The following is a 22,578-nucleotide window of genomic DNA, read 5'->3' on the forward strand; positions in this document are numbered from 1 at the left end:
TTAACAACAACACTTGTGCTATCGTTAAACCAATTTAATCCTTGACAGGAACCTTGGCTTTGTTTCTAGATTATGTAGTTGTCGAGGTTCTCTGCAACCCTCGGTAAACCACTCTCTCAAGCTGCTTCCCTCAGGCGCTTTACTAATATAGCGGTGTTGGAGGAAGGTGTCAACGCTTTCTTCAAAGTTTTTTCTCTACAGACTCTAAGGTAAAGTCATTACTGCCTCCGCTCCAAATTTTGACCAGAACATGCCTGACTGCTTAAGTCGAACGGTGGCAATACGGCGACTGGAACTCTCGACGACACCTGAACCAATCATCAAGCCCTGCTGACGGTAAGTTTAGTAATCGATGCGATTGTGATTATTGCCCAGGTGGCTACCTCACCGTTCGATGCTGACAGATAAGGCTTTGGTCGTGGGCAGCAAGTGCTGCGCTGCTTCGATAACGCTGCACTACTGGGACTGTTTGAGGGTTTCTTGCTGGGTTTCGACCCATGAACGCTGCTTACCAGCATCGCTTTCCAGCGTAGCGACATACTCTCAGCGTTTAACAACTGAGCGAGTGGGATACAAGCGCCAATGATCCGTTTCCCAAAACCTCACCCCGACCTTAGCTTCGCAGGTACCGATGTAGCGCATCGGCGTGGGGATGCTATCGGCACCGATGTAAAACACCGGACGTTCGCGGGGCGGGGCCGCCACTGCGCTCACACTCGACACCACGGGACAAACTGCCTCGGCCGCGTGCGTGGTCGCCAGTGCCCCCTAACTCAGACCCTGATGCCTAGACATGGTTGGCTAGGGTGTGCTCACTGACGCTGACCCCACACCAACGTTCCAGAAGCCGCTCGATGGGCATCCTTACGTCATGAGCAAAACTCCGATAGACTGATTGATTTGGGTGCCACCCTCGGAGGATAACCATTGTCAACGCCGATTCCCATTTATCTAGTAAATCAGACCGATTTTGCCAACTACCACGCCGACAGCCAGGCATGGGCTCTGGCTACCGGGTTTAAGGCTGACCCCAACACCCTCTGCCTAGTACCCAACGCCGAGGGCACCGTCGCCAAAGTCTTAGTGGGTAAGCCTGACCCGATCGATACCTGGACCTTGGGCAATTTACCGAAAAGCCTTCCGGCCCAGACCTACACCTTAGCCGACGAGTGGCCCGCTGCCATGGCGACTCAGCTCTGGCTAGGCTGGCAATTAGGCCGCTATAGCTTTACTCAGTACAAGCACAACTCAGCCGTATCGCTGGCTGAGTTGCTGCCCCCAGATGGAGCCGATGCAGCCTATGTTGCTACCGCCGTAGCTGCGACTACCCTGGTGCGAGATCTAGTGACTACCCCCGCTGGTGACATGGGGCCAGCACAGCTAGAGGTGGCGGCCCAGGCTCTGTGCGATCGCCATGCCGCAAATCTAACTACTATTCTTGGAGATGACCTACTCACCCAAAACTATCCTCTGATTCACGCCGTCGGTCGCGCCTGCGCCCAGCCTCCTCGCCTGCTTGATATTACCTGGGGAGAGCCCGATGCTCCCAAGGTCACCCTGGTAGGCAAAGGTGTCTGCTTTGATAGCGGCGGTCTTGATATCAAGACCGCCGCTGGCATGAGGCTGATGAAAAAAGACATGGGAGGGGCTGCCAATGCGCTGGGCCTAGCAGAAATGATCATGGGCCTACAGCTGCCTGTCCGCCTGCGAGTTCTCATCCCAGCAGTAGAAAACAGCATCGCTGGGAATGCTCTGCATCCCCTTGATGTCGTATCCTCTCGCCGCGGGCTGACTGTCGAAGTAGGCAACACCGATGCCGAAGGCCGCCTAGTGCTGGCCGATGCTCTGTGGGAAGCATTCTGCGAAGAGCCTGCCCCCCAGCTCGTGGTTGACTTTGCCACGCTCACCGGGGCCGCCCGCATTGCCCTCGGGACTGAGCTACCCGCCTGTTTTAGCAACCAGCCCGAAACCGCCAGCACTCTGCTTGCCTGTGGTCTGGCAGTGGATGACCCTCTGTGGCAACTCCCCTTACATCAACCCTACCGGGCTATGTTAGACAGTGCGGTAGCTGACATCTCCAATATTTCTAATACTTCCTATGGCGGGTCAATTACCGCTGCCCTATTCCTGCAAGAGTTTAGCCGGTCTGAGATTCCTTGGGTACACCTAGACCTCATGGCCTGGAACATTCGCACTTTACCCGGTCGCCCTGAAGGCGGCGAAGCGATGGGTATACGGGCCGTCTTCGAGCTAATTCGTCAGACCATAGCAGGGTAATTCGACCTTCTCTTGACCGGTTCTGGAGTTGTGGGGGCACTTAGCTGAGCACCCCTACAACTCAGTTGTCGTTAGCCCAAGGCGATCGCATCCGAGCTGGATTCGGAGCAGTGATATGCAACTGGGTGGAGAGTCGGCATGGGAACTGAGACGGAGTCTGGCAATCGTCCAAGCCAAACGTCTAAACATCACTTACGGCTACCTAAAACTCCAGCTGCTCTCGATACAGCCCCTTAACTAGACTATCGAGCTGATCGTCGGGGCAACAGTCGATCAGCGCGTAGAAAGCATCAAGCAGCTTAGCGGCACTGTCACCCATGAGGGGGCTGAGGCCCCAGACATCTTGCACCCAATCATCAGGAGCAGTGATGTCAAAAATCATGCGCTCAAGCAGCTGCTTGGCTTCGGTTTTCGAAATAGACATAGCAGCGGGATGAATAGCTTAGATTGTTTACCATGGCACTCTTAGGATACCAAGCCCGGATACCAAGACTCTGCCAGCGAATTTGCTCTCCACCCAACAGGTCGATTGTGACCACCGGCTCTAAGGGGCAAGTTCCCCCAAAATCTTGAAGCGCATATGGTTGACAGCCAGGTCGCCCAGGCGGACCTCAGGGCTACCTGCAGGCCGAATCAGTTTTTCGAAGGGAATCCCCTTGCCCATTTCTACATGCCACCAGGGCAGACCCATGAAAAACCGAGTGGGGTAGGGGCCACCCTCCTGCACGTCGTCGGGGTTAGACTCCATCGGCACCCAGCCAAACCCGGGAACGTAGAACTCAATCCATACATGGTTGAAGTCAGGTTCGAGGTAGATACCGGACTGATCGGCGTGAGCCGGGCACTTGTAGCGGCCAACGGTACGACAGGCAATACCGTTGAGGCGCATTAGGGCCAGCAAGAGCCCCACATATTCACCACAAGAGCCTCGCCCTCGCTGAAGCACCACGTCGGGGGTTTCGATCGCAGGGGTAACGGCGTAGGAGAGTTTGTCGTAGACGTAGTTGCGAATGTTGAGCACCTGGCGTAGCAGGTTGGTTTCGGTGCCAAGGCTCTGGCGAGCCGCCGCCTGCACTAGGGGAGTATCCATGGCCAGTTCGTCGTCGTCAGTCAGGTAACGGGGCCCATACTCTGGGGGCAAGGGCGGGGCCGACTCTACCTGACGCGGGGTGAGCTGGTACTTGATGCCGTAGACTTCAACCAGTGCTTTCCAGCCAAAGAGGTGACGCTGATTGGGGTCAATGCGATCAAATTTGAAGCTGGCGACGCGCTCACCGTTTTGTTCTTCTTCGGTAAAGGGCAAGCCTACGGGCTCCACCGACTTTACTCGCTGGCGATCGGTGCTGGTGGGAAAGGCGATGCGCCATTCGACATCCCTGAGGGGAATGGCGTCTTCAAGGGTGTCAATTTCTTCGACGTAGGTCATCTCGACCAGGTAGCCGTTGGTGCGGCAGTAGTTGGCTTCTTTATACCAACGATAGGTGAGGGGGTGAATTAGGGTGCGATCGCGAAAGGTGAGCACGTAGGGCTCTTCGCCGTTGGGGTCTTCGCGCACGTAGGGCTCTTCGTTGGTATAAGCCACCCAGATCGTGCCGCTCTCAGGGGTGGTGTGAGGGGGAGCTGCCAACCCGGTAGGGGTAGCAAAGGGGGTGAGCATTTTGACGATCAGTTCGCCAGTGGCGCGATCGAGGCAGTAGACTGTTTGCTCAATTTGGTCACAGACCCACAGATAGTCGCCCCAGACCGAGAGATTTTCGACCCCAATACCGGGGGACGAAAACTGAGTAATGCGCTTGCCCGACTCGCGATCGCAGACAAAAATGCAGCCCCCCTTCTTACAGCTAACGTAGAGAGTGTTTTCCCACAGAGCCACACCGTCGGCGGGGTAGGGCAGCGTGAGCACCGGCACCGGCTCAATCAGATCGAGAGCAGTAACGTAGATCGTGTGGTCTCGACAAAACCACAGTCGCTCTTGCCAACAGGCAATGCCAGTGACGCTGTAAAAGGCCTCAGCATTATCGGTATTGAGAATCTCGAACTGGCCAGTACCGGGCTCAAGGCTTAGCAAGTAGCCACGAAAAGGATCCACTGCCAGCAGACGGTCACCCTGGAAGGCCAGTCCGTAGACGGCCTTCACCCCAATCGGCTGAATCAGTGAAATAACTCCCGCCAAGGATAGGGCCGGAGACACGGGCAATAGGGAATCAGGCATAACCAGCGGGGCAACCCAGAACGAAAACAGCCAGCGGGCAAAGGCAGAACGCCCCTATCTACCCGCTCAGGTCATATCCTAGGGGAATGATGCATTAAAAAGTGTAGTTTTCCTAGCCCAGCGACAAAAACATAGCGAGATTTAAGCCCATAGCGGCCTTGTTTGGGCTGGTGACAAGGCCCGAACCATTCAGGGTGCAGGGTAACGAGGTTGCGCTTACCCTGCACCCTGGGTTTCCTATTCTCCCTCCTGCCCCATCTGCTGTTCGACAGTGCTAATGGCGGCATTGAGAGCGGCCAGACGAGCTTCTAGGGAATCGCGCCAAGATTTCATCATCTCTAGCTTGTGACGCTGATACTGACGGCGAGAGTCAGCGCTGGGAGGCATGCAAAAAGGGAAAAACATAAGTAGTGACCAGAGTAGAGAGAACCACCTTGAATTTAGCTTAGCTGAAGAAAGACCGTCGCCTCGCTGTAAGGCACCACCCGCTGAGCAGCCTCACCGACCGCATCGATTGTGCCAGCGCCTACGAGCTAAAACCGACTGAGATACTGGATGAGTTAGAAACTCAACCTAAGCAACTAGAAACTAAGCTCAAAAGGATAACTAAACACCAAGATCAAGAGAGACTGGGGCTATTCCTAGGTATGTGAATTTTTTTGGTCTAGCTGTGCATGATATCGATGACAGCGACCTGAATCGTGGCTCAAGATGTTAGTTTTTATACGGTTCTTACCTGAAAATCTATGTGGAAAATTGTCACGGGCATGTGTGCCGTCAGCGGGCTTATGGGGCTAGTTGTCTCACTCAATCCATTTACTCTGCTGCCAGCCCTATCGTCTGCTCTATCAATTGATTCAGCCCTGGCTGAACCACCCCCTCCGGGAACGCTAGTGCATCTATTTGAGTGGACCTGGAATGATATAGCCATCGAGTGCGAAACTTACTTAGGCCCCAACGGCTATCAGGCCGTACAGATTTCTCCCCCCCAAGAGCATGTGGTGCTGCCCGACTATGGCTATCCCTGGTGGCAGCGCTACCAACCCGTTAGCTATCGTCTTGAAAGTCGCAGCGGCAACCGGGCTGAGCTCCAAGATATGATCGATCGCTGCCGTCAAGCCGGGGTCGTTATCTATGCTGACGCCGTCATCAACCACATGGCCGGTTTCGACCATGGCATCGGCAGCGCTGGCACGGTATTTGATAAATATCACTACCGTGACCTCTACGAACCCGAAGACTTTAATACCTGCCGACAGCCGGTAACCGACTACGGCGACGCCGAAGATGTCACTCAGTGCGAACTGGTGGGTCTAGCCGATCTCAATACGAGTTCGGCCAAGGTGCAAGCTACCCTGGTCAACTATATGAGTGAGCTAGTCGACATGGGGGTGGCCGGTTTTCGCATCGATGCGGCTAAGCACATCCGCAACGAAGAACTGGGGGAGATTTTGGCACAACTCCGCGATCGCCATCCCACTACCGATCTCTATATCTACCAAGAAGTGATTGATCCGGGCACCGAGGCCATTCGCAAGCAAGACTACTACAGCTATGGCAATGTGATTGACTTCAAGTATGGCCTGTTTATTGGAGAAGCCTTCTTAGGCAAAGATGGCCAAACGCTCGCCAATCTACAGACCTTGGGTGAGGGCTGGGGGCTAGCCCCCTCCGAGCAGGCGGTGGTGTTTATCGATAACCATGACAAGCAGCGGGGTCATGGCGGCGGCGGCGATTATTTGACCTATAAAGATAGTGATCTCTATGCCCTAGCCAATGTATTTATGCTGGCTTTTCCCTACGGCAAGCCCCAGATCATGTCGAGCTTTGCCTTTGATGACTCAGAACAGGGCCCACCTGCCGACGCCGACGGTGCCACTCGCCCGGTTTACAAAAATGGCGCCGTCAACTGTTTTGGTGAATGGGTATGCGAACACCGCTGGCCCGCTATCACAGGGATGGTAGGCTTTCGCAGCGCCACCCAGTCGACACCCGCCGTTACCGACTGGTGGAGCAATAGTGCTAACCAGATTGCCTTTGGCCGGGGCGATCGCGGCTTTGTCGCTATCAACCGCGAGGCTGAAGCCCTGACCCATACCTTTCAAACTCAGCTGCCCCAAGGGCACTACTGCAATGTGACGCAGGGTGAGCTGACCGCCGATGGTACCCGCTGTACCAACGATGCCCAGATCGTGTTGGTCAACCGAGTCGGGCAGTTTACCGCTACGTTGCCAGCGATGACGGCCCTAGCGATTCACGCCGAAGCAAGGCTAGCCGAGTAACTACAGCCCAGCCCCTAAAAGCGCCATCACCATGTTCTACTCCCCATCGGAGACAGAGGTCTGCGGTTCACCCGCGGCAGATTGCTTAGACCGATAAAAAGCTTTGATGGCAAAGCGTACCAGCAGAATAAAGAAAGCTAGCACCGCGACAAACACCACCACAGGCACCAATAGAGCCAGCAATGAAATGACTATGGCTCCAATCAGTTCGACCCCGGCCACAATCAAGTTGGTCGCGCCACCTGTGGTAGCAGTTGAAACCAGCCGAGTCAGACCATTCAAGCCTTTGACGGTGGCGGCAACCCCGCCCCCCGCGACGATCGCAACGCTCCACTGGGCAAAGGGGTCAAGCTGGTTGGCGGCGATCGCCATCAGCAGCGTACCGGCCACCGCTGCGATCGGTAGCGCTACCGTATCAATGGTGTTGTCGAGCCAGGGAATGCTGTAAGCCAAAATTTCGACTACCAGAGCAATAGAGAGCCCAACAAACGCGGTAGTCGTACCCAGCCAGGTCATATTGTCAGCCAGTTGCAGAGGGCCAAACAACGCGGCCCCACTGAGCACCCAAAAGGGCACCACCACCCGAAACCCGGCGGCAACCCCTAACCCTAGCCCCAGGCCAATGCTCTCTAGCAGTTGCCAGTTGATCAATTGCGCATCCATCCCGACTCCCTCACCAGTGATGTAGCAATGGCCCTTGTATCCTTTGCCTAAGCATAGTGCCAAGCTAGATGAGTACCAAACGATCTTCAGCCTGCTGGTGCCAATAGCCCATCCATCAGTGGAGTGCTGGCCTACTTTTTTGGATTAAAACTCTTGAGCCAACCCCGATCGCCAGTTACAAATCCACATTACCAGGGCAGACGGCTGCCATCCCAGTTAAAGAATTCGCCGTTGTCATCAGGGCCGAGACCATCCATTACCGTCATCAGCTGAGCTACGGTGCGCTCAACCGAAAACAGCTTCTCTGGGGGCACGCCTCGCTGAAAAGGCTTTGACAAACCGGTGTCAGTGGTGCCGGGGTGCAGCAGAGCAACAATGGTATTGGGGCTACGGCGGGCGTACTCCAACGCGGTCGTTTTCATCAGCATATTGAGAGCCGCCTTAGAAGCGCGATAGCCGTACCAGCCCCCCAGACGATTGTCGCCAATGCTGCCAACTTTAGCTGAGATCGCGGTCAGCAAACTGGGCTGGCCGTGCTTCATTAGCGGCAGCAGGTGTTTGGCCAGCAGCGCCGCCCCAATGGCGTTGGTCTGAAACGATCGCACCAGATGATCGCTGTTTAAGTGCCGCAGGCTCTTCTCCGGCTGAAAGTCACCATCATGAAGCAAGCCAACACAGTACACCACCCGATGAATTTGGGGAGTCAGGGCATGAATCTGCGCGATCGCCTCAGCCATGGATGCTTCATCGGTCACATCCATTGGCAAGCAGCTGAGCCGGGGGTTAGCTAAGGCTAATAGCCCCTCAGCCGACTCACGACAGCGATAGGTACCGTACACCTGCTTAAACCGCTGATCGGTCAACAGCTGCCGGACAAGCCCTAAACCAATACCCCGACTGGCCCCCACAACCAGAGCCGTTTGATCAGTTGCAGCAGCATCAAAGGTCATCGCGGATTTTGCTACCCATTGCGCTCATAGTCATCCTTCAACATTGCCAGAAACTTTTACCCAGGGCCCCATCCAGACCCCAAGAATGTGGATCAAACCCAGCCTTCACAAACCTATCGGTTTGACGCAAGAGAGCAAAAATACTCACCGCAGAAAAGCGACTGCCATGCGCACATGGGTTGTCATCGTCTGCTGGGGTTCAACCACCAGCAGGTTTTCGCCTGTATTCAGCGCGTTGCGGGGTGCCGTCCAGGGCTCCAAACAGTAATAGTCTTTGCCTTTCACCGTCCAAAACACCAGCTTAGTGTAGTCAGCACTCCAGGAGAGGGTTAGCCGTCGCCCCAGATGGTGGTCAGTGACCGTAGCCGCAGGAGCCGTTAGGCCTTGAAACGCCAGATCAATCTCATCCTGGGTCATATCAAAGCTACCGCCAAAGGGTTCGGTGCTGCCCGTTAGGTGGTTGCGGTATTCGGTAGACGGAATCTCAAACTCTAGCTGCGACTTGTCTTCAACTAGAAAGTAGGGATGCAGTCCAGTGGAGAAAGGCATAGACTGGTCGGACAAGTTAGTAAACCGCTGCCCGATGTCTAGGGTATGGCCTTTGAGCTGAAAGGTAAAAGCGAGCTTAAACTCAAAGGGGTAGTGGGCTAGAGTTGCCTCATCACTGGAGAGCTCTAGGGTCAAGCTGGCCGCTTCAGACACATCTTGCTGGGTGGCCTGCCAGGGTAAATCACGGGCAAATCCATGCTGTTTTAAGCGGTAGGCTTGCCCATCGAGGTGGTACTGGTTATCGGGTAAATTGCCGCAGATCGGAAACAAGATTGGAATACCGCCCCGCACCGATAGCTCTGGGTTGGCAAAGCGATCGCGATCAAAATAGAAAATATCCTGTCCCTCCACCTGCCAACGGGTAGCGATACCGCCGCGATCGGGCACAATCTCAAGTCGGGCCGTATCGGTATCAGACAGCACATAGGTCGCAGCAGGGTCTGCTTTTAGAGCAACAGCAAACACAAAGCACCTCAGCAGCAGTATGCCTAGACGTTACCACAGCTCTCACCCAAGGGGGAGGCACCCAACCATTACCTGATATTGACCATCACAGTTTGCCGTTTGAGTTGGCAACCAATCCTAATCAGCCCTATCGACCGCTGGGGTCGCAGGCACCAGGTCAGTCCAGGTGGGCTGGTCTTGAACTTCGATCTGGATCTTGGGCTCGGCTAGTAGCTTGGCCACAGGGTCTTCCTCTCCCCAAAGATGGGGCTGAATCTGGGGCTGGGGCTCGTGGGCTTCGGCGCTGGGACGCGTTTCGTCGGTCTCGCTTTGCTCGCCTGCACCCGAGCGATGGGGTGGCACGGGCTCAAAATCTGGCTGCTGCGGCGACACCTTTGGCCCCCACTCAGGAAGGTTTTCGTCAAACTCAGTCTCTAAGTCTAGCGGTACCGGCGGAACGACAGGCTCAGCGTCTTCGGGTTGAAGCGTTTCTTGCGCAGGGTCCACAGGGGAATTTTCTGTCTCTACAGGCGAGCTGAGGTCATCCGGTAATACCTCTGACGATGACGCTGGCGGTGTCTCTGAATCGGGATCAACTTTTATCTCTAACGTATCTTCGGCCTCAGGCGATACAAAGGGGCTGCTCGGGTCACTCATCGTCTCGGCAGATGGCTCCGGAGCTTTTAAGTCGAGCACCAGTGGCGACTTAAGGGGCTGCTCAAACTGCGCCGAGGCCCGCTCAACCCGCTCAAGTACGGCTTGGCCCGCATCGCCTGTCAAGGTTTTAGGCCGAGAATCTTGCACCCGTACCGGCAGCAACTCTACCTGCATCTGGTCGTCCTTAAGGCCAATCTTGAGCATGGCCGAGTCCTGATTCTCAATGGGCTCGTCAGAGTGAAAGACAAAATCACCGAGGGAGTACGCAATTGGCCGCCCCTTATAGATTTCTCCGCCTTGAATCACGGTCGGGTGATAGCCCACCACCATATCGGCCCCCTGATCAATGGCTAGGCGGGCCAGGTTGGTCTGCATAAAGTTGGGTTGGTCGTTGAGATGATCGACCCAGCGAAAATTGACCACAATCCAGTCAACTTCACTGCGCAGGGCCTGAATATCAGCCACAATTTCGGGCATGTCTTGGGCATTGAACCCAGCCCGATCTTTAAACGCAGTCGCTGTTTTAAATTTTTCGACTTCTTTTGCGATCGCCGCGTCATCAGCTCCGGCCCGCTCTTTTAGAACGGCAACATCGTGGGCGGCGTCACTACCCCCCATGGCATAGCTCAGGTAGGCAATACGCTTACCCTTGACGTCGATCACCTCGGGACGGCGAGCTTCCATCGCGTTGCGCCCAGCCCCAATCCGATAGAGCCCTTTGCTATCTAAGGTGGTCAGGGTCTCGTCTAGCCCCGCCGCCCCGTAGTCCATCAGGCGGCTGTGGGTGAGGTTGACAATATCAACCCCGCTATTGACCAGCAGATTGACAGCGTCGGTACGAGTTTGGTGACGCAGACCTTCATTGAGGTTAGTGGCCGCATTGGTCAGCGGAGTGGCCAGATTGACCAGAGCCAGATCGGCCTGATCGTAATCCGCAATGTCGGCAAAAAAGCCTCCCGGCACTTCTAGACTGTCTGGAACCACATCTTCTAGAGTAATGTCGCCGCCGAATAATAGCGTGACCTCGTCAATCGGTGACGAGGCTGGGGTCTGGTGGGTAATCACTCCCACTGGCTCCAGGGCTGCATCAACCACGGTGGGACGGTTGGCAACGGTAGTGGCTGGGGCTGGCGTTTGGCGTGCGATCGCAGGTACGCCCCCCCGATCGCTAACCTCCGGTGAGCGCTGTACCGAGGGGCTCGGGTCAGGTTGAGTCGGCTGAACTCGCGATCGCACCTCAGTCTTAGCCGTAACCTGGGGTAAACTCGGCGATGGGGCAGATAGGATAGCTTCCAGCAGACAACCCATCACAAAAGCGGCCACGGCCGACCCCGACAGCACAAAAGTGCGCAGCGTTTGTAGCCGCTGGCGCGACAGCCCAGCCATCACCCGCGGTGAACGCAGTTGAGGCGGCAGTGGCGAGCCCTGGCTCGGTTGAGGTTGTTGAGGCCGCAAGGCCCGGCGTTGCTTGAGGGCAGGGGTGACAATTTTAATCCGCTGCTGCCATAACACACGGCGATGGCCCAACGGGCGCGCCACGACGCAAATTCCCTCAATTAGGCCTGAGTTAAGCAGCCACACCCGGTGACACAGAAATCGCAGCAAATGATCTTTGATGGGCGGTCGATGAAATTCTACGGTGAGCTGCAAACAGCCCGGCCGATCGGCCTGCACCTGCACAAAAATGCCGTGAGGAGCCAGCGGCTGATTAAGCCATAGAGCAATGTCGCGAAAATATCCCGCTGCCGCCCGCTCCCGCACCGTGGAGGGTTGAGGCAATGACCCAGAGGCCAACACTTGGGGAGGAACAACCGCACTAATCATAAATGTACAAAGTTAATCAAAACGGCAACTCAAGGGTGGCTATACGACGCCTCCGGGGTGTAACGCTAGAAGCCCAAACCACCATGGTAAATGCGTTGCCCCAATCATAATGCAGACTCGCAAGGGCGACACGTCTGAGCCCAGGCTTCAGCCCGTTCACCAGTAACAACTGCCAGGTTTTGCCCCCATCGATACAGACCCGCCAGAGCCTTCCCCATAATCTGCTAATGTCTTATTTTTACTGAAGCTTGCCCATGTCCATGCCACCCCTGAGCGGGCGCGACCTGCTGAGCCTAAGCGACCTCAAAGTCGATGAATTAAGCGACCTACTCAGTTTTGCCGCCGAACTCAAAGCCGGCAAACACAATCCTCAGTTCCCTCAAAAAGTGTTGGGGCTACTGTTTCGCAAAGCTTCCACCCGCACCCGCGTCAGCTTTTCCGTCGCCATGTATCAGCTGGGAGGACAGGTGCTCGATCTCCACTCTGGAGTGACTCAAGTCAGTCGAGGAGAACCAACCAGCGACACGGCCCGAGTGTTAGACCGCTATCTGGACGTCGTCGCCATTCGCACCTTTGATCAAGCCGAAATTCAAGAATTTGCCGACTACGCCTCAATTCCAGTGATCAATGCCCTAACCGATCTAGAGCATCCCTGTCAGATTTTGGCCGACTTACTCACGATTCAAGAAGAGTTTGGTGCCCTAGAGGGGCTGACGCTCACCTATCTAGGTGACGGTAACAATGTGGCCCACTCTTTACTCATTGGCTGCGCACTAGTGGGCATGAATGTTCACATTGCTGGGCCCGAAGGCTACGCCCCCAATCCAGAAGTTGTAGCGCAGGCCCAACGGCTTATGCAGGGCAAGGGCAAGGTGCTGGTTACGACCGATCCGGAGGTTGCCGCCAAAGATGTCCAAGTGCTCTACACCGACGTGTGGGCCAGCATGGGGCAAGAATCAGAGGCCGGGCAGCGGCTGCCAATTTTTCAGCCCTATCAAGTCAACGATGCAATGCTCAGCCAAGCCAGCTCAGACGCAATTGTGCTGCACTGTCTACCGGCTCACCGGGGCGAAGAAATCACCCACGCCGTGATTGAAGGCAGCGCCTCTCGAGTGTGGCCTCAGGCAGAAAATCGCATGCATGCCCAAAAGGCTTTACTGGCCAGTGTCTTAGCCGATTAGAGCAAAGTCCTCCCGGGGTGCCAACTCGGCAAGACGTTCAGCCAAGACCTATGCGTTAGCCGATCGACTGGCCTAGGAAATAATGCCGAAACGCCCATAGCTAGGGTTCAGGTCGATCTCTGAAGGCGGCAAATTAGACCTAAACGAGGTTCAAAAAATGCAGTACGCCCTCGCCGCTTAGCAATTCAATCACAATGGCCAACCCAAAGCCGAGCATTGCTAACCGACCATTTAGGCTCTCAGCAGCGGGCGTAAAGCCCAATTCCCGAGGTTGAGGTGAGATCTTAGCCATGGCTTTCTTTTGTAACGCTTTGTTAAGCATTATAGCGGATTTATTTTGGAGGGCTCAGGTCGTGGACACAGGCAGTACTGCCCAGGTTTGGCATTATCCACCCCCACTCCAGCCAGGCGATCGCCTACGGGTGATTGCCCCCAGTGGTGCCCTGCGGGAGTTGGCGATCTTTAACCAGGGGGTAGAGATCTGGCGCAGCTGGGGCTTTGGGGTCGATGTTGGCCCTGGGGTCAACGACCGCTGGGGATACCTGGCCGGGGCTGACGAGCACCGCCGCCAGCAGCTGGGGCAGGCTCTGGCTAACCCCACCTATAAAGGTATTCTCTGTGCCCGGGGCGGCTACGGTGGTACAAGACTGCTGGAGGGGTGGCATTGGCCTGAGACGGTTCCCCCCAAATGGCTGATCGGGTTCTCAGATATCACCAGCCTGCTGTGGAGTTTAGCCAAGCGGGGTGTAGTGGGGGTGCATGGCCCGCTACTCACTACCCTGGCCGCAGAACCCGACTGGTCGCAGCAGCGACTCAAAGCGCTGGTAATGCGGCAGGCAATCATGCCTCTCCAGGGGGAAGGGTGGGGCCAGGGCAGTGTCACTGGCCCCCTTTGGCCCGCTAATTTGACGGTGGCGACTCACCTGTTAGGCACCGCCCACGAGCCCGATCTGAGAGGCGCTATTCTGGCCTTTGAAGATGTCACTGAGGCCCCCTATCGGATCGATCGCATGCTGACCCACTGGCGCATGATGGGCAAGATGGCTGAGGTCGGTGGCATTGCCCTGGGACGCTTCAGCCGTTGTGCACCGACCCCTGAAGCGCCTAGTTTTTCGGTGGCGCAGGTGCTGCGCGATCGCCTCGGGGACCTGGGCATTCCGGTGGTGTCTGATTTGCCCTTTGGCCACGATGGAGACAATGCCGCTCTGCCTGTAGGCGCGATCGCCCATTTAGATAGCGACAATGGCAGCCTTGAGGTACTACCCCAGTCGCCATAACTCTAGATATTTTGCCGGCCCCAGCCGGTTCACTCCCCAGGTAACGCCGTGGTTCCCCTTCGTGACAACAACCCCACTAGCACGACTCCGCTAGTCACCTACGGACTTCTGGGCATCAACACGGCTGTGTTTTTGTTTCAGCTCAGCCTATCGCAGGCAGGGATTGATACATTTTTTGAGCACTGGGCCCTGGTACCCGCTCAGTTGACCCAGAGCTTTCGGGGTGCCTTACAGGCCCCCGTCTATGAGTGGGTCACCCTGGTATCGTCTCAGTTTCTCCACGGGGGCTTTTTCCACGTCGGGGGGAACTTACTGTACCTATGGGTGTTTGGCAACAACATTGAAGATCAGCTTGGCCATCTCAAATTTTTGATCTTTTACCTCAGCTGTGGGGTGCTAGCGGGCCTGGTTCAGTGGATTTTTGATCCCTACTCTACAATCCCTACCATCGGGGCTAGCGGTGCGATCGCAGGGGTCATGGGGGCTTACATTCTACGATTTCCGAGGGCTCAAATCGTTACCCTGCTGCCACTGATTATTTTCTTCACGACCATTCGCATTCCAGCCATTTTTTTTCTCGGCTTTTGGTTTGCACAGCAGGCTCTGTTTAGCTTGGCTAGCCTCAGCAGCAACTTCAACCTGGGGGCTGGCGGAGTGGCCTACTGGGCTCACTCAGGGGGATTTGTATTTGGCTTGATTTTGGCACCGTTGCTGGGGCTCATGGAGGCAAAGCCGCGATCGCCTCGCAATTGACCTGAGTCGTTAGGGTTTACCGATGCTAGCGGGAGTAAACCCTTTAAAGGGTGGTAACTTCATAAAGTTCTCTAGTAAGCTAGGGAATTATTTGTGACTGTATTACTGATGCCGCAAAAAATGCGTGAAAAGCATTAGAAGGGTGTAGGCGTTGCTGCTGTAATGTAGCAACCGTTTTCTCCCCGAGGGTTCCTGAATCATATCTAGACCAGTCAACGCTATAGATAGGTAAGAGCATGGCCGAAGCCAAGATCCTCGTTGTCGATGACGACCCTGCAATTCGCAACCTGATCCATCGGTTCCTGGCCACGCAGGACTACGAAATGGAGTCAGCAGAGGATGGCAAAAAAGCCCTCGTGATGTTTGAGCAATTTACCCCTGACCTGGTCATTCTTGACCTCAACCTGCCCGACACCAACGGCTATGACCTCTGCAAAGAAATGCAATCGCGCACGGGTGTATTTGTACTCATGCTGACCAGTCGCACTGACGAGGCAGACAAAATTCGGGGCTTTAACGAAGGTGCCGACGACTATTTGACCAAACCCTTCAGCCTGGGCGAACTCGAGGTCAGGGTGGGAGCGATTCTCAAGCGCCAGCGCCCGGTTACTGCTGCGGAGCAACAGTGCCTCACCTTTAACAGCTTGGCGATCGATCCAGTCCGCCGAGAAGTGATGCTCAACGAAGAAATGGTGCCGCTGACGGCCCTAGAATTTGACCTGCTACATTTTCTGGCCAGCCATCCGGGGCGCGTCTGGCGGCGGGCTGAGCTGATTCAGAAAGTTTGGGACTATGACTATGTTGGGGATCAGCGAGTCGTTGACGTCCATGTTGGTCAAATTCGTAAAAAAATCGAGAAAGATACCACTCAACCGGCGCTCATTCAAACCGTGCGGGGCGTCGGCTATAAGTTTGAGCCCCCGGGTGCTGGCGAGGAGGTCATGGCCGTCTAGGTAGGCCACCCTTGTCTTTAGGCATCTGCTCCACGGATCTGGTTGCGATAGTTCCAGGCTAATTTGAGCACTTTAGTCCAGTTGCGCTGTACTTTTTTAGGTGTCCAGCCCAATGTTTGGGCAATTGCCGCATCACTCAGGTCTGGGTTAGTGGGCTGAGTTTGCTTGAGGTCTAAGAAGTGGCGATAGTCGTTGGGTAGACTGGCCAAAAATTCGCTCCATTCGGTCGGGGTCATGCCCAAACGAGTGTCTAAATTGGCCCCTAGCCACTGGTGTACCAATTCCCATTCATGATGTTGAGAAAATTTCTCGACGTGATACTTGAAACGCTGTTGTAAGTAGTCACGCTGCCGGGCTGAGAGGCCCAGAATATCGTCAATTTCTGCTGCTGAGCAATCCTGTAGCTTAAGAACCAGATAGTCGACACAGTCGGGCTGGTTTTGATCTTGTAGATACTGCACCAGCGCGTTGACGACGCGATCGCGCATTACTCCATCACCGGGGTCGGCCGTCTCGGCCATCATTTTTTCGCGCACCTGCTGCACTACAGAACTGTGGGCATGGGCCTCGGCAGCCTCGGTCTTGGCCCCCTCGCTCACCAGAGCCATATCCACCGAGGTTTCGGCTGGCTGTCTACGGCTAAACGCCTGGGCCCTCAGCACAATCAACTGCTGACTGTGCCCGCCCCGCAGGTTGATCCGGCGTTTGGCATACTGCTCGCTAAACGCCATGTATTCTGCCAGCTCTAGCTGGGTGCGGGGAGTGTAAGTGGCCAACAGATCATGCTCTCTCCGAAAGGCATTGAGCACTTCGATATAGAAATTTTGCATGAAGTCCTCAAGCAAGGCATAGCGGCCCTGAAAGCCCAAATTGCTGCCCCGGGGAGCCACATGGCGATAGACGATCGCACTCAGGCTGCTGTGCAACTCAGCTCGACCTTGGTTAGATCCCATCTCGTAGTAGGTCAGGCATTTACTCACCCGGTGCCGAACCAGGGTAGTTTGCCAATGGCCCACATCGCCGGAGGTCTGAATGCGATCGCTCTTAGCGCAGATACGATCGATTTCCGCCGTCAGGCGCTCAATGACGCCATCTATACCAGCGGGTCGCCGTTGTAGGTGAGCCATCAACAGTTCCCGCACCAGAGGGGCAATAGCAACCGATTCAGCTTCATTACCAGACAGAGGTAACGGGTCTTGCGGGGTAAACCCAGGAGACGATAGGGGCATAGCAAAGCAGGTAGATGCGGTCTTCATAGTTACCCAATCCTAACAACGACACTGAGATAGCGAATCATCAACCGGGCAATCCATGGGTGATCCCGAATTGAGTGGGGTTATCAGGTAATTCTTGTTGGGCCGCCACAATTTCCTAGGCAGTGTGCCAGCCATCAAAGTTGCCCCGCACAATCCCCGTCTTCAAATAGCCGCCCAGAGCCCTGTTTTAGGCAGAGATAGCGGCGCAGATCAGATCCGAAAAAGTTCCTGAAAGCCTTGATTGGCAAGAATCATCACGCCTAATACAGCGTTAGATAGCCGCGTTATAAATCAGGCCATTCGATGGGCGTCGATGGCCTGCCCACCCACCGATCAGACAGTGCCAGTTGTGCCGTTGCCCACGCTAAGCTTGGCTAGATAAATTGGGCACCCTGCTCCAGCGCTGCTTTCAAGCCCAGGCCTTTGCGCACCACTAGCGGAGCTTCCCCTTCCATGTCCAAAATGGTGGACACATCGTAGCCCAGGGGCTGACCGTCATCGACAATGATGTCTACCTGCTTTTCTAAGGTATCAAACATCACCATCTTGTCTATAGCCTGGCCGGTCTCAACCTCGGGTAGTAAGGTTAACGCCGACGTCGAAATCACCGGATTCTGCAGCGCCTCTATCAGAGCCAGACAAACCCTATGATCGGGTACTCGAATGCCCGTAGTACGACGCTTCGGGTTCATCACCAGCCGCGGCACCTGGCGAGTCGCGGGTAACAGAAACGTAAATGGCCCAGGAATCAGGCGGCGAATCAGACGGTAGGCGCTATCGCTGACGTGAGCATAGTCAGCAATATTGGAAAGCGAGGCGCACAAAAATGTCAGTGGCTTTTCGTTGGCCAACTGCTTGAGCTGACGAACACGCTGCACCGCGCCTCGATGGTTGAGGTCACAACCAATGGCGTAAACTGTGTCTGTAGGATAAAGCGCCAGCGCCCCCTGGTGTAGCGCCGCCGCCATGGCCTCTACCTTGCGTCCCTGGGGGTTGTCAGGATGCAGCTTATAAACTGTTGCCATTGCCCTTGTCCCCGACTCACATACTCTGTTGAAAACCATAGCTTACTTCGACTGCCCCACCGGCATTGCTGGTGATATGTGCCTAGCGGCTTTAGTCGATGCTGGGGTTCCCCTCGACTATCTGCAACAGCAGTTAGCCAAACTAGGGATAAGCCACGAATTCACCCTTTCTATTAACCCCACTCACCGTCGAGGGCTGCGGGCACTCTATGCCCAGGTCAGTCTCATCACACCCCCCGCATCAGAGGCAGATAAGCCCAGCCTTCAGCTTCACCAGACGCCCCACGCTCACAGTCACCCTGCCACTCAGAACGATCACAGCCCACTGCAATCCAGTGGCAACCATGCAGCTATCCGCAATCTGCCTAACATTGAGCAGATCATTACTCAGGCTGATTTGCCCGAGCGCGTAAAGCAATGGAGCCTGGCCATCTTCCGTCGCCTAGCTGAGGCCGAGGCGGCTGTCCACGGTATTGCCCTCGAACATGTGCACTTTCATGAGGTGGGCGCCACCGATGCCATTGTAGATATTGTGGGCACCTGCCTGGGCCTAGATTATCTAGAAGTCGACGCCGTGGTGTGTTCATCCCTGCCTACCGGTCGTGGACAAGTACGGGCGGCCCATGGTCATTTGCCGGTGCCCGCTCCAGCGGTGCTAAAGCTTCTAGAGTTGGCCCAAGTACCGATTTATAGCAATGGCCTAGATGGAGAATTAGTGACCCCAACCGGAGCTGCGATCGCAACAGCTCTAGCCAATTACTTTGGTGATCCGCCTACCATGACCCTACAATGCATCGGCCTGGGAGCTGGAGGCAAAGACCTGCCAGTGGCCAACATCCTACGCCTATGGGTAGGTAAGACAGCTCCCATTTCTGACGACAATTCGCTATCTAAGCTACCGTCAGCCAAGCCTCTCTCCTACGATACCGACACAATTACACTACTCGAAACCCAGGTTGACGACATGGTTCCCCAAGCCGTCGGCTATCTTCATGAGCGGCTTTACGCCGCTGGCGCCCTAGAGGTTTTTGCCCAGCCCATTGTCATGAAAAAGTCCCGGCCCGGTCTAATGCTCACCGTTATTTGTCAACCCACCGATGAACTGCGCTGTACCGACATCCTCTTCACCGAAACACCTACCCTGGGCATTCGTCGCCAAAACCAACAGCGCTGGATACTACCGCGCCAGATTCACACCATCCAAACCGCCTACGGTCCAGTAGCGGTTAAAGTGGCCTACCATCCGCACACTCACGCGGTGCTTAATATTCACCCAGAGTATGAAGACTGTGCTGCTACGGCGCTGCATCACCAAGTGCCCTGGCAAGTCGTTTATCAGACCACCCTCCATACCTGGTATAACCAGCAACCTTCTACCTAGTACCGAAAGGCAGAAGTAAGAAGGCAGAACGGGAACCCAGGCCTCATAAGGGTTTCCGCGTGAGTAAACAGCTGGGTTATTTCCGCCTCAGAGTACTCGGTTCAGGTACCAGATATAACTATGGCTCAAGATTCTCAATATCAGACAGTTCTTCATCAGGTAGAACTTGCTGATTGAAAAAGGTTACTGTCTCGTCACTATGGATTTGGCTCAAAGTCTGTGAAAAAATTCTAAAGGCCTCTAAATTTTGTCGACTAGACAAGAATGCTGTTCTAGCATCAACATCGTCAACATCATCTATCTTAATCAAGTTATATTCAATATTGTCGCCGTAGATTGCAAAGGTAATTTGAAACACCTCTAAGAAGTTAATAACCCATTGGCATTCTTTGGGAGGAAACTGCTCATAGTAACGAATTAAACTAGCAATTCTCGCTTCCAGATAAGGGAGAGATTGACGAGAGATCAGAACTAGCTTGAGCAAAATAACCGCCAGGGTCAGGGCATTACCCTGGGACAAAATGATAGAAAACAAGGGTGATGGCTGCTCTTGATCTTCAGTCATTAAGTAGTCAATCACCCGATTGCTGGTTCGTAGTAATAGGGATGGATCCAAGAATTGAAAGTCAGAATCTGAGTAGAGGTCTGTTAAACGGGTATCGAGATGCCCTTTAATTTGAAGAGAAATTGGATTGGCACTGACGGTATACAGCAGATAACGTGTCAAACTTCCCTTAAATTCTCTATAGGTACTATCTTGAGTTTGCTCTAGAAACAGACGAGCTAGGTTCTTGTAGCTAAACTCACCCCGCTTTGCCACGATAGCTTTGACCAGCCGCAAAGCATTATCTCCTAAAGCTGTAGGGTTTTTAACCGTGCGTCCGTTCACCCGACCTGAATTACTGTAGGCCGTATACATAGCCAAATCAAACTTGAATTTTTCCTTCAAACGACGAGACAACAACCTAGCTGCCTGGCGTTGTTCAATAGGGTTAGCCTCGTTAACATACTGAGGCACTAGCAGATAAGGCGTGTAGCGATTTGCCCACTCATCAGGACGATTGAGGGTACGTCCTTCGTTATAACGAGCCGCAAACAGGCGGAGTTCTTCAAAATCTTCACTTTGGATAAACTTTATCAGCCAGTAGCGCAAACGCTTCAATGTTGGCGATAGGGTACGGCGCTGCAACAACGGATCAGCAAAGAGATCTACTAGCGCTTGAATGGCGTCAAAGTGTCTCGCCACTTCCCAGTTGTTGACGAGAATGTAACAACATCGCTTGATGGTATTGCGAAACTCATCCTCGTTGTTGGCAAATAAGATGACGTGTAACGCTGGCAGAGTTTGGGAACTAACCGAATCAGTATGCTGAATAAAAAGATGGAGAAATTCTTCTAAAACATCGTCAGGGTGCCAGATTTTCACGATTTCTAGCAGAAAGTCATAGATCACTTGCTGCGCCTGAGCTAGCGTTAGCCCAGACCGAGATCTGTAGTCGTTTGGCTCCATCAAAGGGTATCTAGACACAGCTTACCGAGACATTGGTTCACAAACTCGACCCCGGCTATCACCGAGGTCGAGGGAGCTAACGCCTTTTCTAGTACGTGACTAATAGCCAACAATTTCAGCTGGCACGCGTTGCCCCCTAACTTCCTATCTCTGCCGATGCCAAGCAGCTACTACAGTCGCACCAGCAAAGCTACTTAAAAATTGAGTCCGAAAAGTCCGAACCCAATAAACCTAAACCCAATGAACCCGATGGTAGATTCACACCCGTAGACAAGACCATGCCTACCTAGACCTGACCAGACGACCAGTGAACCCCTACAGGGAGATACCCCAGGCCTCTAAGTAGTGATCGTGACCTATCTGTGTAAAATAACACAGCACAATGCCGCTTTAGCCTAATTCAGCTATTGCGCTGAGTTACCACCTAGGATCACACTGTTGACAATTGAGTAGTAGCTTAAATGACAATACGAAACTCTATTGATTAACTCAAACCGCTAGAACTACAGGCCTTTCTCCAGCAGTCTCCATTTTGGGGACTGAGGGGTCAGACCCTACAGGGACTGTAAAAAGAATACTACAGTCATTCTGGTGCGCTAGATCAGAGTTTGACCATGGCCAAGTCAGAAGGATCCGGAGCAAAAAGTTTTCTTGAAGGCTACTTCTGCTGAACAATGGTATGGGGGCGGAGGGGCTCGAACCCTCACGACCGTTTAAGGTCAACGGATTTTCATTCTCCCGCAGCTTTCGCTGCTGCCAGACTAGGGCACAATCCCAGCCAGGTTTTGAGAATTGGACCCTCCCTTTACCCTCGACTGCACGTTAGGGTAGCTCCCGTCGGGCCTCTGCACCTTCCGGCAAAAAATTGTGCCGGCTTGGCTCAGGATTGCCATATCTGCCTGTCCAGACGTTGCTAGGGCTAGGGCTAGAGTTAGGTTTCCCTGAGTTTGAGAGCTTCCACTTAACAGATTTCTCCGCTAAGGCTCAGTTTTCTAAGTCCGTAGCGTCTACCATTCCGCCACGCCCCCGCGCTCACTGCCTGTATTGCAGGCAACGATGCAGAAACTTATTTCATCACCAAGCTTACAGGATTGCAACTCTCAAGCACCGTTCTTGACATGGCTATTTATTTCTCGCGGCTTTATTTAGAGATGTGTGCTAATGTAACGACAGCTAAAGGAATACCTTAGCTGCATACCTAAGTAGACATCTCTGGACTCATACATTATGACAACGACTCTACAGCGGCGCGAAAGCGCCTCCCTGTGGGAGCAGTTTTGCCAGTGGGTCACCAGCACCGAGAACCGCCTGTATGTGGGCTGGTTCGGCGTGTTGATGATTCCCACCCTGCTGGCTGCGACCGCCTGCTTCGTGATCGCCTTCA

The 22,578-nt window shown here is 54.3% G+C and carries 19 protein-coding genes and 1 pseudogene; 8 read left to right on the forward strand and 12 right to left on the reverse strand.

The features are described 5' to 3' along the window. Positions 1-543: 543 nt before the first annotated feature. A complete protein-coding gene (locus IQ254_RS18935; protein WP_193967723.1) occupies positions 544-726 on the reverse strand; it encodes a hypothetical protein in 183 nt (60 codons plus the stop codon). A gap of 201 nt (positions 727-927) precedes the next feature. Here IQ254_RS18935 and IQ254_RS18940 point away from each other — a divergent pair, with 201 nt between their 5' ends. Next, positions 928-2,277, forward strand: coding sequence for a M17 family metallopeptidase (locus tag IQ254_RS18940; RefSeq protein ID WP_193967724.1), 1,350 nt, complete (start codon positions 928-930; stop codon positions 2,275-2,277). Between the two features lie 202 nt (positions 2,278-2,479). Here the strand turns inward: IQ254_RS18940 and IQ254_RS18945 are convergent, their stop codons facing one another. The 3 genes from IQ254_RS18945 to IQ254_RS18955 form a co-directional block, all read right to left on the reverse strand. Then, positions 2,480-2,701, reverse strand: a complete 222-nt coding sequence (locus tag IQ254_RS18945) for a hypothetical protein (RefSeq protein ID WP_193967725.1) — start codon at positions 2,699-2,701, stop codon at positions 2,480-2,482. Between the two features lie 120 nt (positions 2,702-2,821). Then, positions 2,822-4,489, reverse strand: coding sequence for a transglutaminase family protein (locus tag IQ254_RS18950; RefSeq protein WP_193967726.1), 1,668 nt, complete (start codon positions 4,487-4,489; stop codon positions 2,822-2,824). Positions 4,490-4,726: 237 nt separating this feature from the next. Next, positions 4,727-4,876 (reverse strand): hypothetical protein, encoded by a 150-nt coding sequence (locus IQ254_RS18955; RefSeq protein ID WP_193967741.1) that lies wholly within the window; start codon positions 4,874-4,876, stop codon positions 4,727-4,729. 359 nt (positions 4,877-5,235) lie between these two features. On the opposite strand from IQ254_RS18955, the gene IQ254_RS18960 reads away from it, so the two are divergent. Then, positions 5,236-6,771, forward strand: coding sequence for an alpha-amylase family protein (locus IQ254_RS18960; protein ID WP_193967727.1), 1,536 nt, complete (start codon positions 5,236-5,238; stop codon positions 6,769-6,771). A gap of 36 nt (positions 6,772-6,807) precedes the next feature. Here IQ254_RS18960 and IQ254_RS18965 read toward each other — a convergent pair whose 3' ends face one another. The 4 genes from IQ254_RS18965 to IQ254_RS18980 all read right to left on the reverse strand — a co-directional run bounded on the left by IQ254_RS18965 (position 6,808) and on the right by IQ254_RS18980 (position 11,858). Beyond that, a complete protein-coding gene (locus tag IQ254_RS18965) occupies positions 6,808-7,434 on the reverse strand; it encodes a DUF4126 domain-containing protein (RefSeq protein ID WP_193967728.1) in 627 nt (208 codons plus the stop codon). 188 nt (positions 7,435-7,622) lie between these two features. Beyond that, on the reverse strand, positions 7,623-8,384 hold the full coding sequence (locus IQ254_RS18970) for an SDR family NAD(P)-dependent oxidoreductase (protein ID WP_193967729.1): 762 nt from the start codon (positions 8,382-8,384) through the stop codon (positions 7,623-7,625). Between the two features lie 144 nt (positions 8,385-8,528). Next, positions 8,529-9,398: an aldose epimerase gene (locus tag IQ254_RS18975; RefSeq protein WP_193967730.1), complete on the reverse strand. Its 870-nt coding sequence runs from the start codon at positions 9,396-9,398 to the stop codon at positions 8,529-8,531. 117 nt (positions 9,399-9,515) lie between these two features. Beyond that, positions 9,516-11,858, reverse strand: coding sequence for a CapA family protein (locus IQ254_RS18980; protein WP_193967731.1), 2,343 nt, complete (start codon positions 11,856-11,858; stop codon positions 9,516-9,518). A gap of 260 nt (positions 11,859-12,118) precedes the next feature. Between IQ254_RS18980 and argF the strand changes: the two genes are divergently transcribed. Beyond that, positions 12,119-13,039 carry an ornithine carbamoyltransferase gene (gene argF, locus IQ254_RS18985; protein WP_193967739.1) on the forward strand — a complete coding sequence of 307 codons (921 nt, stop codon included), beginning with the start codon at positions 12,119-12,121 and terminating at the stop codon, positions 13,037-13,039. A 139-nt stretch (positions 13,040-13,178) separates the two neighbouring features. Here argF and IQ254_RS18990 read toward each other — a convergent pair whose 3' ends face one another. Beyond that, the gene (locus IQ254_RS18990; RefSeq protein ID WP_193967732.1) at positions 13,179-13,331 is read right to left on the reverse strand and encodes a chlorophyll a/b-binding protein; all 153 of its coding nucleotides are present in this window, start codon (positions 13,329-13,331) and stop codon (positions 13,179-13,181) included. A 61-nt stretch (positions 13,332-13,392) separates the two neighbouring features. On the opposite strand from IQ254_RS18990, the gene IQ254_RS18995 reads away from it, so the two are divergent. The 3 genes from IQ254_RS18995 (at position 13,393) to IQ254_RS19005 (ending at position 16,022) form a co-directional block, all read left to right on the forward strand. Further along, positions 13,393-14,316, forward strand: coding sequence for an LD-carboxypeptidase (locus tag IQ254_RS18995; protein WP_313887496.1), 924 nt, complete (start codon positions 13,393-13,395; stop codon positions 14,314-14,316). Positions 14,317-14,364: 48 nt separating this feature from the next. Then, entirely contained in the window at positions 14,365-15,069 is a 705-nt protein-coding gene (locus IQ254_RS19000; RefSeq protein WP_193967734.1) for a rhomboid family intramembrane serine protease, read from the forward strand. Between the two features lie 236 nt (positions 15,070-15,305). Beyond that, complete coding sequence (locus IQ254_RS19005; RefSeq protein ID WP_193967735.1) at positions 15,306-16,022, forward strand: response regulator transcription factor; 717 nt, start codon at positions 15,306-15,308, stop codon at positions 16,020-16,022. A 17-nt stretch (positions 16,023-16,039) separates the two neighbouring features. On the opposite strand, the gene IQ254_RS19010 is transcribed toward IQ254_RS19005, so the two are convergent. Together IQ254_RS19010 and IQ254_RS19015 are read right to left on the reverse strand one after the other, a co-directional pair. Continuing rightward, positions 16,040-17,278, reverse strand: coding sequence for a hypothetical protein (locus tag IQ254_RS19010; RefSeq protein ID WP_228040875.1), 1,239 nt, complete (start codon positions 17,276-17,278; stop codon positions 16,040-16,042). A 374-nt stretch (positions 17,279-17,652) separates the two neighbouring features. Beyond that, positions 17,653-18,303, reverse strand: coding sequence for an L-threonylcarbamoyladenylate synthase (locus tag IQ254_RS19015; RefSeq protein ID WP_193967736.1), 651 nt, complete (start codon positions 18,301-18,303; stop codon positions 17,653-17,655). Between the two features lie 28 nt (positions 18,304-18,331). Here IQ254_RS19015 and larC point away from each other — a divergent pair, with 28 nt between their 5' ends. Continuing rightward, positions 18,332-19,684, forward strand: coding sequence for a nickel pincer cofactor biosynthesis protein LarC (gene larC / locus IQ254_RS19020; protein ID WP_193967737.1), 1,353 nt, complete (start codon positions 18,332-18,334; stop codon positions 19,682-19,684). 118 nt (positions 19,685-19,802) lie between these two features. Here the strand turns inward: larC and IQ254_RS19025 are convergent, their stop codons facing one another. Further along, a complete protein-coding gene (locus IQ254_RS19025) occupies positions 19,803-21,137 on the reverse strand; it encodes a hypothetical protein (RefSeq protein WP_313887497.1) in 1,335 nt (444 codons plus the stop codon). Positions 21,138-22,421: 1,284 nt separating this feature from the next. Between IQ254_RS19025 and IQ254_RS19030 the strand changes: the two are divergent. Beyond that, positions 22,422-22,578 (forward strand): annotated as a pseudogene (locus IQ254_RS19030) (photosystem II q(b) protein); the annotation flags it as partial.

Source organism: Nodosilinea sp. LEGE 07088 (assembly GCF_015207395.1).
GTDB lineage: Bacteria > Cyanobacteriota > Cyanobacteriia > Phormidesmidales > Phormidesmidaceae > Nodosilinea.